This window comes from Massilia sp. LC238, from assembly GCF_000735635.1.
GTDB lineage: Bacteria > Pseudomonadota > Gammaproteobacteria > Burkholderiales > Burkholderiaceae_D > Telluria > Telluria varians.
This window is the reverse complement of sequence record NZ_JNNN01000045.1, coordinates 1-16714: the sequence shown is the minus strand read 5'-3', so window position 1 is coordinate 16714 and position 16714 is coordinate 1. Positions and strand designations below refer to the sequence as shown.

Annotated in this window: 7 protein-coding genes; 3 read left to right on the top strand and 4 right to left on the bottom strand. The window is 66.6% G+C overall.

Translation table 11 applies throughout. The features are described from left to right. The 3 genes from FG94_RS12295 to glnE form a co-directional block, all read right to left on the bottom strand. Positions 1-2916, bottom strand: a complete 2916-nt coding sequence (locus FG94_RS12295; protein ID WP_051996583.1) for a TonB-dependent receptor domain-containing protein — start codon at positions 2914-2916, stop codon at positions 1-3. 322 nt (positions 2917-3238) lie between these two features. Then, positions 3239-6136 carry a TonB-dependent receptor domain-containing protein gene (locus tag FG94_RS12290; protein ID WP_036211895.1) on the bottom strand — a complete coding sequence of 966 codons (2898 nt, stop codon included), beginning with the start codon at positions 6134-6136 and terminating at the stop codon, positions 3239-3241. Between the two features lie 310 nt (positions 6137-6446). Beyond that, positions 6447-8990 carry a bifunctional [glutamate--ammonia ligase]-adenylyl-L-tyrosine phosphorylase/[glutamate--ammonia-ligase] adenylyltransferase gene (gene glnE, locus FG94_RS12285; RefSeq protein ID WP_229445935.1) on the bottom strand — a complete coding sequence of 848 codons (2544 nt, stop codon included), beginning with the start codon at positions 8988-8990 and terminating at the stop codon, positions 6447-6449. 343 nt (positions 8991-9333) lie between these two features. On the opposite strand from glnE, the gene FG94_RS12280 reads away from it, so the two are divergent. From FG94_RS12280 to tldD, 3 genes are all read left to right on the top strand, one after another. Continuing rightward, positions 9334-13545, top strand: a complete 4212-nt coding sequence (locus FG94_RS12280; protein ID WP_036211892.1) for a YhdP family protein — start codon at positions 9334-9336, stop codon at positions 13543-13545. A gap of 7 nt (positions 13546-13552) precedes the next feature. Then, on the top strand, positions 13553-14350 hold the full coding sequence (locus FG94_RS12275; RefSeq protein WP_036211889.1) for a carbon-nitrogen hydrolase family protein: 798 nt from the start codon (positions 13553-13555) through the stop codon (positions 14348-14350). Between the two features lie 108 nt (positions 14351-14458). Further along, a complete protein-coding gene (tldD, locus tag FG94_RS12270) occupies positions 14459-15919 on the top strand; it encodes a metalloprotease TldD (RefSeq protein WP_036211885.1) in 1461 nt (486 codons plus the stop codon). Between the two features lie 76 nt (positions 15920-15995). Here tldD and FG94_RS12265 read toward each other — a convergent pair whose 3' ends face one another. Further along, positions 15996-16616, bottom strand: a complete 621-nt coding sequence (locus FG94_RS12265; RefSeq protein ID WP_036211883.1) for a TonB-dependent receptor domain-containing protein — start codon at positions 16614-16616, stop codon at positions 15996-15998. Between the last annotated feature and the right edge of the window lie 98 nt (positions 16617-16714).

Sequence of the window (16714 nt, the reverse complement as noted above, 5' to 3'; positions counted from 1 at the left end):
TTAGAAGTTCTGGGTGTAGCGGACGTAGATGAAGCGGTCCAGCAGCTGGTCGACGTCAACCGCGGCGCCGCTAGCCTGGGTGCTGTAGGCGATGCGCGGCTTCTTGTCGAAGATGTTGTTCGCGCCCAGCAGGATGCGGCCGTTCCACGCGGTCTTGTAGCCGACGCTCAGGTCATGGATGGTGACCGAGCCCAGCTTGTTGGCGCCGGTGCCGAACGAAGCGGTTTCGACGTTAGGCATGTTGCACTCGACGGTCGAGGTCCAGCACTGGTCCTTGACCGGGCTGAAGTAACGGAAGCCCCAGGTGGCGCTCCAGTTGCCCATGCTCCAGTCGATCGAGTTGTTCGACTTCACGCGGTTGTAGAAGTAGTCGCCGGCGTATTCGTTCCACTCGTTGGCCGAGCTGCTGCGGGTGCGGAACTTGTCGGTGTACGAGGTTTCGCTGCGCAGGCCGAACTGGCCGTAGGCGCTACGCGGGAAGCGGTAGTTGATCGCCAGGTCCAGGCCTTCGGTTTCCATCTGGCCCAGGTTGGCGTTGCCGCGCGACAGCTGGTTGATCTGGCCGGTGACCGGGTCACGCTGGATCACGCTGCAGAAGTTGGCGTCGCCCTGGATGTAGCACTGGTTGGCCACGTAGGATGCGCCGATCGCGGTGATGCGGTTGGCGATCTTGATGTTGTACCAGTCCAGGCCCACGCTGAAGCCGCTCAGGAACGACGGGCTGTACACGAAGCCGGCGGTCTTGGTGACCGCGGTTTCCGGGGTCAGGAACTGGTTGCCTGCGCCCGAAGAGAACGCCACCAGCGACTGGTCGCCAGAGGTGCTGGTGATCGGGGTGCCTGCCTGGCGCAGCTGGCGGAAGTTCGCTGGGGTGCCACGCACGCCGGCGAAGCCGCTGGCGCAACGCGCTGCCACTGCCGAGTTACGCGAAGCTTCGCCGAAGCTGGTGTCGCACGGGTCCAGGAAGGTGTCGAAGGACTGCGAACCGCCGCCCGAGATGTCGTCCAGGGTCGGTGCACGGAAGCCTTCTGCCCAGGTACCGCGGACCAGCAGGTCCTTGACCGGCTTGTACATGAAGCTGGCCTTGCTGTTGTTGGTCACGCCGAAGTTGCTGTAGTCCGAGTGGCGGGTGGCCAGGTTGAAGCTCAGCAGCTCAGCGAAAGGCTGGGCCTTGAACACCGGGATGTTCACTTCAGCATAGGCTTCGCGCACGGTGTAGCGGCCGTAGGTAGGCAGGCCCGACAGGTTGGTCGAGTAGCCCGACTGCGAGAACTGGTCAGGCACGTCCGAGCCCTTGACTTCGCGGTGCTCGACGCCGACTGCCACGCCCAGGGCGCCGGCCGGCAGCTGCCAGACTTCGCCGCCGATGTTGGCGGTGGCGCTGTTGATGGTCGAGCCGTAGGTCTTGGCGCCCGAGGTGTTGACGTAGGCCAGTGCCTGCGGGGTCGAAGCCGACGGGCCGCCCAGGATGTCCCAAGGGACGCAGTCAGCCAGCGGGACCGGCGAGGTCGGGGTGCCGCACTGGACCACGCCCGAGGCGTTCATGAACGACGGGCCGAGGGCGCGCTTCAGGGTCAGCAGGTTGATGTTGCCGCTGTCGCGCGAGATGCCCGAGACCTTGTTGTGGTTGTAGCCGATGTCCCAGTTCCAGGCGGTGTCGCGGAAGTTGAATTCGCCTTCCAGGGTCGCGTCGATGTGCAGGGTGCGGTTTTCGTTCTCGGTCAGGCGCGGCAGCTCGATCGTGCGGCGGGCGAAGAACAGGTCCTGGCCACGGCCGGCGCCTTGTACCTGGTTGCCGTACGGGTTGTAGTAGCTGTCCTTGTCGATGTAGACCGGGTACTTGGCCTGGCTGGTCGACTGCAGCGGATAGCCGGCGATCTGGCGGGTCGATTCGCGCTGCGAGTACATCGCGGTGGTCTTGAAGCGCATGTCTTTCGGCAGCGCGAGCTCGCCCTTGATGAACAGGGTGTCGAGCTTGTTCGGCGACATCAGGTCCATGTCCTGCGTCGAGTTGTACTTGTCCTCGTTGACGCCGGTGTAGGCGTGGTAGCTGTTCGGGTCGCGCGAGTTGGCGCCGACACCCTTGCCGTCCCAGTTGCCGGTATGGTTCAGGATGCGGTTGAAGCCGCCGTTGGCTGCGCTGGTGTTCGAGCCGCCCGATGCGCTGACCGGGGTGATGCGGCCCCATGGCGAAGCGCCGAAGCCGTCGCCGTAGTGGCCCGGGCCGTAGGAACTCGCGGTGATCTCGCGGGTCATCGGGCTGACGCGGCCCTGCTCGGTGTGCGACAGGCCGAACATCAGCGACGCCTTGTCGTTGCCGGCGCCGTAGGTCAGCGAGAAGTCCTTGTTGCGGCCGTCGCCTTCATCGTAGGCGCCGGTGTACAGGTTCAGCTGGCCGCCTTCCATGTTCTTCTTCAGGATGATGTTCACCACGCCTGCGATCGCGTCCGAGCCGTAGATCGACGAAGCGCCATCCTTCAGGATTTCCATGCGTTCGATCATGGCCGACGGGATGGTCGACAGGTCGGTGTAGCCGGCAACGGTCTGGGTCCAGCGCTTGCCGTCCACCAGCACCAGCAGGCGGTTCGAGCCCAGGTTGCGCAGGCTGACGTACTGGCCGCCCTGTTCCGTGTTCGAGGTCAGCGAGGCGCTGCGGCTGAAGTCAGGCGCGCCGGCCGAAGACAGGTTGTTCAGGATGTCGCCGACGGTGACGAGGCCGGTTTTCTGAATCTGTTCCTGGTTCAGGATCTGGACCGGCTGTGCCGTTTCCAGGTCAACCTGGCGGATGCGGGAACCAGTCACTTCAACGCGCTGCAGCGGCTGCGAAGCTTCCTGTGCGATTGCGGCGGTCATGCCGAGGGTCATGCCGCCCAGGCAGATCACGCGGATCGACTGGGACAAGATTTTTTCCATCATGTTGCCAAACTCCTTGGGTGAAAACGCAGCCATGCCGTTTTGCAGCAAAGCCACCGGGAAGGTCTATCGACCACCTGAAAGTAGTCAATGTTTTAACTGGAATTACTTTCAAGTCAGCAATCAAAGCATTCGGTGCGCATGACTGTCAACGGAATCAGGGTTGTTAATCACTCAATTGTTGCTAAATTGTGTACTTACGCGCACGATTGAATTAACTATTGACACTTGCATATCGCTTGTTCAAATACAAAAAAGCCCGCCCGGCTTGCGCCGGACGGGCTCGCTACGCAATTAAATTGCGCTGGTACCGCTAACTATGCGATCAGAATGCCTGGTTGTAGCGCACGTAGATGAAGCGGTCGATCGGCAGGTCGGCGTCCACGTAGGTCGAGGACGCTGCGCCGAGGACGGTGAAGCGCGGCTTCTTGTCGAAAGCGTTGTTCACGCCGACGCGCACGTTGCCGTTCCAGGCGAACTTGTAGCCAGCGCTGATGTCGTGGTACACCAGCGAACCCAGGCGGTTCGCGCCAGGTGCGGTAGCGCCCGGACGGACGGTGGTCAGCTCGTTGCACTGCCAACGGTTCGGAATGCTCAGGCAGCTGTCGGTGACATCGCTCAGGTAGCGGACACCCCAGGTGGCGCTCCAGTTGCCCAGCGACCAGTCGGTGGTGAAGTTCGACTTCCAGCGATGCAGGTCATAGTCACCCGAGAAGTCGATCCACTGCGCGGTCGCGTTGCTCTTGGTCGAGTACTCGTCCAGGTAGGTGGTTTCGCTGCGCAGGTTGACCTGGCCCCACGAGAAGCGCGGCAGGCGGTAGCGCAGTTCGACGTCCACGCCTTCGGTCTTCACCTGGCCCAGGTTGGCGTTGCCGCGGCGTACGTCGGTGACCATGCCGGTTGCGTCACGGGTGACCAGCGAGCAGAAGTCAGCCAGGCCCTGGTTGTAGCACTCGCCCAGGACGTAGTTCGACGACACCGAAACGATGCGGTTGCTGATCGTGATGCTGTACCAGTCGATCGCCGCCGAGAAGCCCGGAATGAAGGACGGGTTGAACACCGTGCCCAGGGTGCGGGTGACCGCGGTCTCCGGCTGCAGGAATGCATTGCCGGCGTTGACGTTGAACGGCACCGAGGTCTGCACGCTCGAGCTGGAAGTGATGCTGGCGCCGGTCTGGGTCTTCTGGCGGAAGGCCGCCGGGGTGCCGCGGACGCCGCCGATGCCGCTGTTGCAACGGCCCAGCACGGTGGGGTTGCGCGCCGCGTCGCCGTAGACGGTGTCGCACGGATCCAGGTAGGAGTCGAAGGATTGCTGGCCGCCGCCGAAGGAGTCGCCCACGGTCGGGGCGCGGAAGCCTTCCGCCCAGGTGCCGCGGAACATCAGGTCCTTGATCGGGCGGTAGGTGAAGCTGGCCTTGCTGTTGTTGGCCGAACCGAAGTTGCTGTAGTCCGAATAACGGGTCGCCAGGTTGGCCGACAACGATTCGACCAGGGGCAGGCCCTTCAGGATCGGGATGTTCAGCTCGGCGTAGGCTTCACGCACGGTGTAGCGGCCGGTGGTCGGGTTGCCGGCCAGGTCGGTCGAGAAGCCCGAACGGTTGAACTGGCCCGGCAGGTCCCAGCCTTCCACGGTACGGTGTTCGATACCGACTGCGGCGCCAAGGGCGCCGGCCGGCAGCTGGAACAGTTCGCCGCTGACGTCGGCGGTCGCGCTGTCGACCTTGCTGCCGTAGGTGTAGCCGCCGACTGACATGACGTAGTTCAGCGCTTCCGGGGTCGAGGCCGACGGGCCGCCCAGGATGTCCCAGGGGGTGCAGTCCGCCAGCGGGATCGGGGCGCCGGGGGTGCCGCACTGGACCACGCCGGACGCATTGCGGAAGGACGGACCCAGGGCCTTTTTCAGGTTCAGCAGGTTGAGGTTGCCGGTGGCCTGGGTGTCGCCGTCCACCTTGCTGTGGTTGTAGCCCACGCTCCAGTTGAACGGCATCGAGCGCAGTTCGAAGCTGCCTTCGAGGGTGGCGTCGATGTGCAGGGTGCGGTTGGTGTTCTCGGTCACGCGCGGCACCTCGATGGTGCGGCGGTAGAAGAACAAGTCCTGGCCCTGGCCGGCGCCGGCCACCTGGTTGCCGTAGGGGTTGTAGTAGCTGTCCTTGTCGATGTAGACCGGGTACTTGCTCTGCGAGGTCGAGCTCAGCGGATAGCCGGCGGTGGTCGACACGCCCTTGCGAGAGGCGTACATCGCGGTGGTCGTAAAGCGCATGTCGTAGGGCAGCTGCAGTTCGCCCTTGGTGAAAATGGTGTCGAGCTTGGTCGGCATCGCGAACACCATCTGGCGCGTGGTGTTGAAGTTGTCGGCCGCGATCGGGGCGCCGCCCACGACGTTGTGGTAGTTGGCCGGGTTGCGCGAATCCTGGCCGATGCCTTCGCCGAGCTGGTCGCCGGTATGGTTCAGGATGCGGTCGAAGCCGGTCGCACCGCCGGAGGCAGAGACCTGGCGGATACGGCCCCACGGACCGCCGCCCAGGCCTTCGAGCGGGAATTCGTTGGTGCGCGAGTAAGCGGTGAACTCGCGGTCGCGCGACCAGACGGCGCCCGCCTCGGTGTGCGACAGGCCGAACATCAGCGAAGCCTTGTCGTTGCCGGCGCCGTAGCTCAGCGAGAAGTCCTTGTTGCGGCCATCGGCCACGCTTTCGTTGCGGCCGGTATACAGGCTGACCTGGCCCCCTTCCATCGACTTCTTCAGGATGATGTTGACCACGCCCGCGATCGCGTCGGAACCGTAGATCGAGGAAGCGCCGTCCTTCAGGATTTCCATGCGCTCGATCATCGACGACGGGATGGTCGACATGTCGGTCAGGCCGGCCACGGTCTGGGTCCAGCGCTTGCCGTTGACCAGCACCAGCAGGCGCTGGGAACCGAGGTTGCGCAGGTTGGCGTACTGGCCGCCGTTCTCACGGTTCGAGGTCAGCGAGCCGCCCTTGCTGAAGGCCGGCGAACCGGCCGACGACATATTGGCGATGATGTCGCCGACAGTGACCAGGCCGGTCTTCTGGATCTGCTCCTGGGTCATCACCTGGATCGGCTGCGAGGTTTCCAGGTCAACCTGGCGGATGCGCGAGCCAGTGACTTCCACGCGCTGCAGGACCTCTTGAGCCTGAGCGACGGAAACCATGGACTGAAGGGCGACGGCGACTGCCAACGCGATCTTGGTTCGTTGTTGCATGTGTTCTCCATCTTTGCGTCTTGGACGGGACGCGGATTTATGTTTTAAAAATTGCAACTTGTGCGGCCTAGCATGCTGCGGGTAAACAACGATGCCGAAGTGCATACACAACTGTATAAGATCACCGTACATTGACCAGAGTCAATATACGAAGAGGTCAAAACTGTCCTAAAAACAACAGTTACTCGATGTAAATTTCTGACCCAAAAGTCAATAGAAAGACGGCGCACGATGAACGTGCGCCGCAAGGTCGATTTGCATGGAAACGAGGCGCCTGCACCAGTCCGGAGCGGGCATGCCGGATGGGTAATCAGTCGCCCAGACAGGCCTGCCACAGGCGCCGCACCGCATCCGGGTGGCCGCCCAGCAGTTGCGGATCGACACGGGCCTTTTCCTGGCCCTGCAAACGCACTTGGTGCTGCAGGCGCCGCATCGCGCGGTAGGCGCTTGCCGCCTCCGCGGCCAGGCTGGGGTCGATCAGGCCGAGCTCGCCGGAAAGCTTCAGGAGGGCGATGTTGCCGGCATTCGCCGTCAATTGCGGGTAGCTGGCCGCATGGCGCAGCACCAGGTACTGGACGATGAACTCGATGTCGATCATCCCTCCTTCGTCCTGCTTGAGGTCGAACAGGGCGCCGGAATTCACGTTGGCGTCGCGCATGCGCTTGCGCATCGCGCGCACCTCGTCCTTGAGCTGCCGTTCCTGGCTGATGCGGTCCTTGCGCAGTACCGCGTCGCGGATGCGTTCGAAGCGGGCGCCGATGGCGGCGTCGCCGGCGCAGAAGCGGGCCCGGGTCAGGGCCTGGTGTTCCCAGATCCAGGCCGATTCGTGCTGGTAGCGCTCGAAGGCGGCCACGGTGGACACCAGCATGCCGCTGGCGCCGTCCGGGCGCAGCGCGGTGTCGATGTCGAACAGGATGCCGGCCGCCGTATGGGCCGTGTTCCAGGTGATGAAGCGCTGCGCCAGCTTGGCGTAGTTGGACGGCGCCATGTCGTCCTCGTCGTCGAACAGGAAGATGACGTCGAGGTCGGATACGTAGCCGAGCTCCTTGCCGCCCAGCTTGCCGTAGGCGATGACGGCGAAGCGCGGTACCTCGCAGTGGCGGCTGGCGATCGCGCGCCAGGCGTGGCGGATGGTGGCGCCGACGATGGTGTCGGCCAGCAGGGACAGGTGGTCGGCCAGGCGCTCGACCGAGAGCTCGCCGGCCAGGTCCAGGGCCAGCAGCCGGAACAGCTGGGCATGGTGGGCTTCGCGCAGGATGTCGAGCTGGCGCTCGGTGTCGCCGGCGGCGGCGTTCAGCTGCTCGTCGAGGCTGGCCGCCAGCTGGCCCATGTCGCCAGCGCCCTCGTTGCGGTCGTCCAGCAGTTCGTCGAGCAGGATCGGGTGCTGGGTCAGGAAGGTGGCGGCCCAGCCGCTGGCATTCATCATCCGGATCACGCGCTCGAGCGTGTGCGGGTATTCGGTCAGCAGCGCCAGGTAGGCCGAACGGCGTGCGATGGCTTCGAAAAAGTCGAGCAGGCGCCCGAGCGTGGCGGCGTGGTTGCCGACCCCGGCCTCGCGCACCACGGTGGCGATCTGGCCGAGGGCGGCGTCGCCCAGCGCCAGCAGCCTGGCGCGGCTCGCCTCCGGCAGGCTGCTCAGGCGCGGCCCCTGCAGCGTGGCGACCAGGCGCGCCGCCGCACCGGGCGGGTCGTCGTAGCCGAGCTCGAGCAGGCGGGACGCGATCGCGTCGCGGTTTTCCGGGTCGTCGGCGAGAAGCGTGGTCTCGGAATCGGCGGGCTCGGCCTTGTCTGCGAAAATCGCGTCGAACTGGGCGGCCACGTACGTACGCTGTTCCTCCATCCGCGCCAGCAGGGTCGCCACGTCGGGCAGGCCCATCATCTGCGCCACCGTCAGGCGGTCTTCCTCGTTGGCCGGCAGGGTGTGGGTTTGGGCGTCGTCCAGGTACTGCAGGCGGTGCTCCAGGTTGCGCAGAAAAGCATAGGCCTCGAGCAGGCGCGCCACCGTGTCCTGGGACAGCAGCTCGCGCTCGGCCAGCAGGCGCAGGGTAGCGCGCGTGGAGCGCTCGCGCAGCGCCGGGTCGCGCCCGCCGCGGATCAGCTGGAAGACCTGGGCCAGGAACTCGATCTCGCGGATCCCGCCGCGGCCCAGCTTGACGTTGTGGCTGCGCTCGGGGTGCAGGCGCTCCTGGCGCTTGACCTCGGCGCGGATCTGGGCGTGCATGTTGCGGATCGCATCGATCACGCCGAAGTCGAGGTAGCGCCGGAACACGAAGGGACGCACGATTGCGTCCAGCGCCGCGATGTCCTCCGCGTCGCCGGTGACCGCGCGCGCCTTGACCCAGGCATAACGCTCCCATTCCCGGCCCTGCACAATGAGGTATTCCTCGACCATCGCCAGGCTGGCCGCCAGCGGGCCCGAATTGCCGTTGGGCCGCAGCGCCATGTCTACGCGGAAGGTGAAACCGTCCTCGATGATTTCCGACAGGGCGGCAATCAGGCGGCGGCCGAGGCGCACGAAGAATTCGTGGTTGGACAGCTGGCGCTGGCCGGGGCCGGCAGCGGTCTCGCCGTCCTCGGGGTACACAAAGATCAGGTCGATGTCGGAAGACACGTTCAGCTCGCCGCCGCCGCCCTTGCCCATGGACAGCACCATGAGCTGCTGGGGCCGGCCGGATTCCTCCCCTAGCGGCATGCCGTGGGCCGCGACCAGTTCCGCGCCCAAGGCCTCGGTGTGGGTGCGGATGGCGAAGTCGGCGAAGCGGGTCATGGCGGTGACCACCTCGTCCAGGTCGGCCAGGCCATCCAGGTCGCGCCGGATGAGGCCGCATACGAGCAGGTTGCGCAGGCGCCGCATGGCCCGCGGCAGGGGCAGGCCAGCGTCGAGCTCGCGCGCCAACAAGGCGCCGAAGTCGACGCTGGACAGGGATAATCAGCAGGCCCCGTCGAGCAGGGCGGGGCGGGCGGGGTCGGCGCCGAGCCAGCGCTGGAGGAAGCGGGAACGTACGGACGGCGAAGCTGGGTGCATGGTGTCGATCCGGTGTGGGTTTTTGCCGTCCGGCAGGCATTCGTGCGGTAGAATTGCCCGCCGTGCTGCTGGGAGCCTAGAGGTCAGCACGATGGTAAGGTAGACGCCGCGGCTGTTGCAACTATCTGTTATTAGAGAATTACATTTACGGCGAGCCTTTTTGAGTACCTTGATGGACAACCAGGACCCGCAGGCGACGGCCGTTCACCGGCCAGCGATCGAGGGAGCACGCGTGCGCTGGCATCGGCTGCGCGCGTGCTACCGCTATGCGAACCTGGCCTCGCACCATTTCCTCGGGTTTGCCATCAAGCTGGTGCTGCTGCTGTATTTCGGCCTGGCGCTGCTGTTCCTGGTGCTGCGCTACGCCATCCTGCCCAACATCGACCTGTATAAAGGCGACATCGAAACGGCCGCCGGGCGCGCGCTCGGCAACCGCGTCAGCATCGCGCACCTGGAAGCCGGGTGGCAGGGCATCCATCCTGTATTGACGCTTGGCGACGTGCGCCTGAGCGACCGCGGCGGACGCCAGCTGCTGGCCCTGCCGAAGGTCACGGCGGCCCTGTCCTGGTGGAGCCTGGCCGCCCTGGAACCGCGCCTGCATGCGCTCGAAGTGAACGGTCCCCAGCTGGACGTGCGGCGCGGCCGCGACGGCATCATCAGCGTGGCCGGCGTGCGGCTCGACCCCAGCAAGAAGGACGACGGGCGCGGCGCCGACTGGCTGCTGCGCCAGCGCGAGATCGTGATCCGCGGCGGCCGGGTCGACTGGACCGACGAGCTGCGCGGCAGGCCGACCCTGGCCCTCTCCGACGTGACCCTGGCGCTGCTGAACCGCTTCGGCGGCGGCCACCGCTTCGCGCTGCGCGCCACCCCGCCGCGCGCGCTCGGCCAGCCGCTCGACGTGCGGGCGCGCTTCCGCCACCGTTTCGGCGCCCGTCCCTCGGACATCGCGCGCTGGAAGGGCGAGCTGTATGCCGACCTGCGCGGCGCCGACCTGGTGGCCTGGAAGCAGCATATCGACCTGCCGTTCCAGATGGCCAGCGGACGCGGTTCGGTGCGCGCCTGGCTGAACGTCGACCAGGCCAGGGTGGCCGGCTTCACCGCCGACCTGGCCCTGGCCGACGTCAACGCGCGCCTGGGCCCGACCCTGGCGCCGCTCGAGCTGGCGCGCATCTCCGGACGCCTGGCCGCGCGCGAGGAGATGTTGCCGGGAAAGGACGAAGGCAAGCCGACCTTCGGCGCCCACGGCCACACCATCAGCCTGACAGATTTCTCCGTCACCACCCGCGACGGCCACGCGCTGCCGCCCGCCACGCTCGAACAGACCTGGCGCCCGGCCAGAGAGGGCAAGCCGGAATATGGCGAGCTGAGCGCGCGCCAGCTCGACATCGGCGCCCTGGCCGCCCTGGCCGGCTACCTGCCGCTGCCGCCCCAGCAGCGCCAGATGCTGCTCGACTACGCCCCGCGCGGCCGCCTGCTCGACGTGGCGGCCGAATGGGAAGGGCGCTATCCGGCGCTGCGCAGCTATCGCCTGCGCGGCGACGTCGCCGCCCTGGCCATCAATGCGCAGGCGGCGCGCCCGGCCCAGCCGGCACGGGACGGCCAGCCGGCCATGCCGCCGCGTCCGGCCACCCCCGGCTTCCAGAACCTGAGCGGCAGCATCGACGCCAGCCAGAACGGCGGTAGCCTGACGGTCGACTCGACCGCGCTGGTCCTGCACATGCCGGCCTGGTTCGCGCAGAGCGCGATGCCGCTCGACCGGCTCGCCCTGAAGGCGCGCTGGAATTTCGACCCGGGCAAGCAGCTGCTGGTCGAGCTCGAGAACCTGTCCTTCGCCCAGGGGGCGCTGTCCGGCTCGCTGTCCGGACGCCATAGCCTGCCCCTGCTGCCGGACGGCAGCCGGGCAGGGCCGGGCACGGCCGACATCACCGCCACGCTCGACGGCTTCGCGATCGGCTCGGTCGGGCGCTTCCTGCCGCTGGCCACCCCCGAGCACCTGGGCCACTGGCTGAGCGACGCGCTGCAGGGCGGCACCCTGCGCGATGCGCGCCTGCGCCTGCGCGGCGACCTGGCCGGCTTCCCGTTCCGCGCCAATAATGTGCTGGAGCGCGCCCGCGGCGAATTCCACGTCGCCGGCCGCCTCGAGAATGCGCGCCTCGAGTACGCCCCTGGCCACCGCCACCCCGACGGCACCCCGCAGTGGCCGGTGGCCGAGAACATCAACGGCCGCATCGAATTCGACCGCGCGCGCATGGAAATCCGCGGCGACACCCTGCGCACCATGGGCGTGGCGCTGTCCAACGTGAAAGCGGTGATCCCCGACCTGGGCGCGCACGAGAAGATGATGCTCGAAATCGACGGCAACGCCGCCGCGCCGCTGCAGGAATTCCTGCGCTACGTGGCGGCCAGCCCGGTGCCGGAATGGATCGGCCACTTTACCGACGAAACCCGCGCCGGCGGCAACGCGCGCCTGGGCCTGCGGCTGCGCATGCCGCTGGCACATCTGCCCGAGACGAAGGTGCAGGGCAGCCTGCAACTGCTGGGCAACGACATCAGCCTGTTCCCGGAACTGCCGGCATTGCAGGCCGCGGAAGGGAAGATCGAATTCTGGGAGCGCGGTGTCGCCCTGAACGGCGTGGGCGCCAGCTTCCTGGGCGGGCCGCTGGGCCTGTCCGGCGGCACCCAGAAGGACGGCAGCATCGCGATCCGCCTGCACGGCACGCTGAACGCCGAAGGCATGCGCCGCACCGCGCCGGCGCCGGCGCTGGGGCGGCTGGCGCAGCGCCTCGCGGGCAGCACGCCATATACCGGCAGCGTGGTGGTGCGCGAAGGACGACGCACCGTCACCCTCGAATCGAACCTGGCCGGCCTGGGCCTGGAACTGCCGGCGCCGCTCAACAAGCCGGAGGCCGATAGCCTGCCGCTGCGCTTCGTGCTCGCCGGCGAACCGACCGTGGGCGGCGTGGCGCGCGACGAGATCCGCGTCGCGCTGGGCGAGGGCGTGGCTGCGCGCTACCAGCGCGAGAAGACGGGACGCGCGCCCTGGACCGTGCTGCGCGGCGGCATCGGCGTCAACGTGCCGGCGCCGGCGCCGGACAGCGGCATGATGATCCACGTGAACATGCGCGCGCTGAACGCGGACGGCTGGATCGCCGCCGGCAAGGCGATCGCGGACGAGGGCGGGGAGGCCGCCGGAGAAGGAAGCAGCGGCGCCGGGTTTGCCCAGTACGTGATGCCGACCCTGATCGGCGGCCGGGTGGGCGAACTGACCATCGGCGAGCGCCGCATGGCCGACGTGGTGCTGGGCGCCACACACCTGGCCAACACCTGGCAGGCCAACCTGCATTCGCGCCATGCGAGCGGCTACGTGACCTGGGCCGAGACCGGCGGAGGGCAGGGTGTCGGCAAGGTGACCGCGCGCCTGGCCTCGCTGGTGATTCCGGAGTCAAGCGAAGCCGAGGTCAAGCACCTGCTGGAATCGAACCGCGGCGCCAGCGCCACCATTCCCTCACTCGACATCGTGGCCGAACAGTTCCAGCTCGCAAACAAGCGCCTCGGCCGCCTCGAACTGCAGGCCAGCAATGTGCAGGCGCTGGCCGGGCGCGAATGGCGCATCAACCGCCTCAGCCTCGACAACCCGGACGGCCAGCTGAAGGCCAACGGACGCTGGCTGTACAAGGATGGGCGCAGTAACACCAGCCTGAATTTCATGCTCGACATCGACGACGCCGGCAAGCTGCTCGACCGCCTTGGCTTCCCCGAAACCCTGCGCCGCGGCAAGGGCAAGATGTCGGGCGATATCTCCTGGAGCGGACTGCCTTACGACCTGGACATTCCGAGCCTGTCGGGCCAGATCGAGATGAACGTCGAATCGGGCCAGTTCCTGAAGCAGGACCCGGGCGCGGCCAAGCTGCTCGGGGTGCTCAGCCTGCAGGCCCTGCCGCGCCTGCTCAAGCTCGACTTCCACGATGTGTTCTCGGAAGGCCTGGCCTTCGACGGCATCAGCGCCAATGCCCTGATCCAGCGTGGCGTGCTGCGTACCGACAACCTCAAGATGCACGGGGTGGCGGCGACCATCCTGATGGACGGGACTGCCGACATCGCCCACGAGACCACCAACCTGCGGGTCGTCGTGATCCCCGAATTCAACCTCGGCACCGGTCCGCTGGTGTACGGCCTGGCGGTCAACCCGATCGTCGGCATCGGCAGCTACCTGGCGCAGCTGTTCCTGCGCGCGCCGGTGATGAAGGCGCTGACTTACCAGATGCAGATTTCCGGACCGTGGCGGTCCCCGACCATCACCAAGATCGACAATCCCGCGCCGGCGCCAAGCCAGGCCAAGGCCCAGGCCCAGCCTGGCGCGCGCCCCAATCCGAAGAAGGAGTGACAAGGACATGAGCAAGGTAGCCGCAGTGCAGATGGTGTCCACCCCGCGGGTGGAAGACAACCTGGCGACCGCGCGCCGGCTGGTGGCGCAGGCGGCGCTTGACGGCGCCCAGCTGGTGGCGTTGCCGGAATACTGGCCGATCATGGGCATGAGCGACAGCGACAAGGTGGCGCAGGCCGAACCGGAGGGCGCCGGCCCGATCCAGGACTGCATGGCGCAGCTGGCGCGCGAGCACGGCATCTGGCTGGTGGGCGGCACGCTGCCACTGGTATCGAAGGTGGACGGCAAGGTGCTCAACACCACCCTGGTCTACGACCCGCAGGGCAAGCCGGTCAGCCGCTACGACAAGATCCACCTGTTCGGCTTCAACAAGGGCAGCGAGTCCTACGACGAGGCGCGCACCATCGTGCCGGGGGAAAGCGTGGGCAGTTTCCAGGCGCCGTTCGGCCGGGTCGGCCTGTCGGTGTGCTATGACCTGCGCTTTCCGGAACTGTTCCGGGCGATGGGCGAGTGCGCCCTGATCATCGTGCCGGCCGCCTTCACCCACACCACGGGTCTCGCGCACTGGGAAGTGCTGCTGCGCGCGCGGGCGATCGAGAATCAGTGCTACGTGCTAGCCTCGGCGCAAGGAGGCCTGCACGCGAACGGCCGCCGCACCTTCGGGCACAGCATGCTGGTCGACCCCTGGGGCGAAGTGAAGGCGGTGCTGCGCGAGGGCGAGGGCGTGATCAGCGGCACCCTCGACGAGGATTTCCTGACCAGCGTGCGCGAGAGCCTGCCGGCGCTGAAGCACCGCAAGATGTAAACGCCGGTTCGCGTCTGGCGGCCGGCTCAGCCGAACCGTGTCTCGTGTCCGGTACGAAGTGCCCGGATATGGCAAAATGGACTTTCCAAACGAACGACCGACCGCAAAATGAAACCATTCGAACCGAACCTTTCCTCCCTGGCTGTCGCACGCGACGTGCTGCTGACGCCATTCGGCCTCGACGAGGGCAAGCTGCTCAATGCGCTGGGCTCGATGTTCACGCACAAGGTCGACTACGCCGACCTGTATTTCCAGTTCACCAAGAGCGAAGGCTGGAGCCTGGAAGAGGGCATCGTCAAGACCGGCAGCTTCTCGATAGACCAGGGCGTCGGCGTGCGCGCCGTGTCGGGTGACCGGACGGCCTTTTCGTATTCCGACGACATTTCCGAAGCGGCGCTGCTGGACGCGGCGACCGCCACCCGCACCATCGCCCGCGCAGGCGCCGGCAAGGTGAAGATCGCCACCGCGGCGCGCCCGACCGGCGGCCGCTCGCTCTACCTGCCGCACGATCCGCTCGCCTCGCTCGACGCGACGGCGAAAGTGAAACTGCTGGAGCGCGTGGAAAAGATGGCGCGCGCCAAGGATCCGCGCGTGGTGCAGGTGATGGCTGGCCTGGCCGGCGAATACGACGTGGTGCTGGTGGTGCGCAGCGACGGCGTGCTGGCGGCCGACATCCGTCCGCTGGTGCGCGTGTCCGTCACCGTCATTGCCGAGCAGAACGGGCGCCGCGAAGTCGGCTCCTCGGGCGGCGGCGGGCGTTACGACTACGGCTACTTCAGCGACGAGCTGCTCGACAAGTACGCGACCGAAGCGGTGAAGTCGGCCTGCGTCAACCTGGAAGCGCGTCCGGCGCCGGCCGGCCCGATGACCATCGTGCTCGGCCCGGGCTGGCCCGGCGTGCTGCTGCACGAGGCGGTGGGCCACGGCCTGGAAGGCGACTTCAACCGCAAGGGTTCCTCGGCCTACGCCGGCCGCATCGGCGAACGCGTCGCGGCCAAGGGCGTGACCGTGGTCGACGACGGCACCCTGCAGGACCGCCGCGGCTCGCTCAACATGGACGACGAAGGCAACCCGACCCAGTGCACGACCCTGATCGAGGACGGCATCCTGAAGGGCTATATCCAGGACACGATGAATGCGCGCCTGATGAAGATGCCGGTCACCGGCAATGCGCGCCGCGAGTCCTTCGCCCACCTGCCGATGCCGCGCATGACGAACACCTACATGCTGGCGGGCGACAAGGATCCGGAAGAAATCCTGGCCTCGGTGAAGAACGGCCTGTATGCGGTCAATTTCGGCGGCGGCCAGGTCGACATCACCAACGGCAAGTTCGTGTTCTCGGCCAGTGAAGCCTACATGATCGAGAACGGCAAGATCAGCTATCCGGTGAAGGGTGCGACCCTGATCGGCAACGGCCCGGAAGTGATGAACAATATCTCCATGATCGGCAATGACATGCGCCTGGATTCGGGCGTGGGCGTGTGCGGCAAGGAAGGCCAGAGCGTGCCGGTCGGCGTCGGCCAGCCGACCCTGCGCATCGACGGCGTGACCGTGGGCGGCACCGCCTGACGCGCACCTTCCGCAAGAGAAAGCCGACCCGCGCTTGACGCGGGCCGGCTTTTTTTTTTCGTCCCTACAGGTGCCCTCAGAAGCGGTAGGTCACGCGCGCATAGATCGTGAAGCCGAGCGGGTCGGTGTAGCGCGGATCGTAGCCCAGCTGGAAGTTGGTGACCTGGTTGGTGAAAGGCGGTTCTTCGTCGAACAGGTTCCTGATGCCCGCCGTCAGCTCGGCCTTCTTGTTGCCGGTGTAGGTGGCCGAGAGCGACCAGGTCGAGTAATGCCCGACCTTGTTGAAGAATTCCGGCGCCACCGCCGTGTTCTGGTCGGTGTAGTGCGACATGAAGCGGTTGGCCAGGTTGAAGCTCCAGTCGCCGCGGGCCAGGGTGAACAGCAGGTTGTGGCGCCAGCGGAAGACCGGGGTGGCGTCGGCATAGCGCCCGGCGTTCTCGGTAAACGGTCCGCCCGGCTCATTCTGGTAGTCGTACTTGTTGACGTAGGTGCCATCCAAGTTGACGCTGAGGTTGCCGAAGCGCGTGCGCGGCATGCGGTAGGCCACCGACAGGTCGAGGCCGCGGGTCTTCACCTCGCCGAGGTTGTCGGTGATGGCCAGCACGTACAGCAGGGTGGTGCCGGCCGCGTCGTAGACGAACAGGTTGCGGTACTTGTCGAAGTTGCTGAATGATCTTGCCCCGCTTTTCCCGGACACAGCCTGATGCTTAGTTAGCGTCAGTTTCCAGAGCCTGACGGCGTCGCTCTTTCCTAAACATGCGCGGCGATTTGTAGCCGAGCGCCGAATGCGGATGC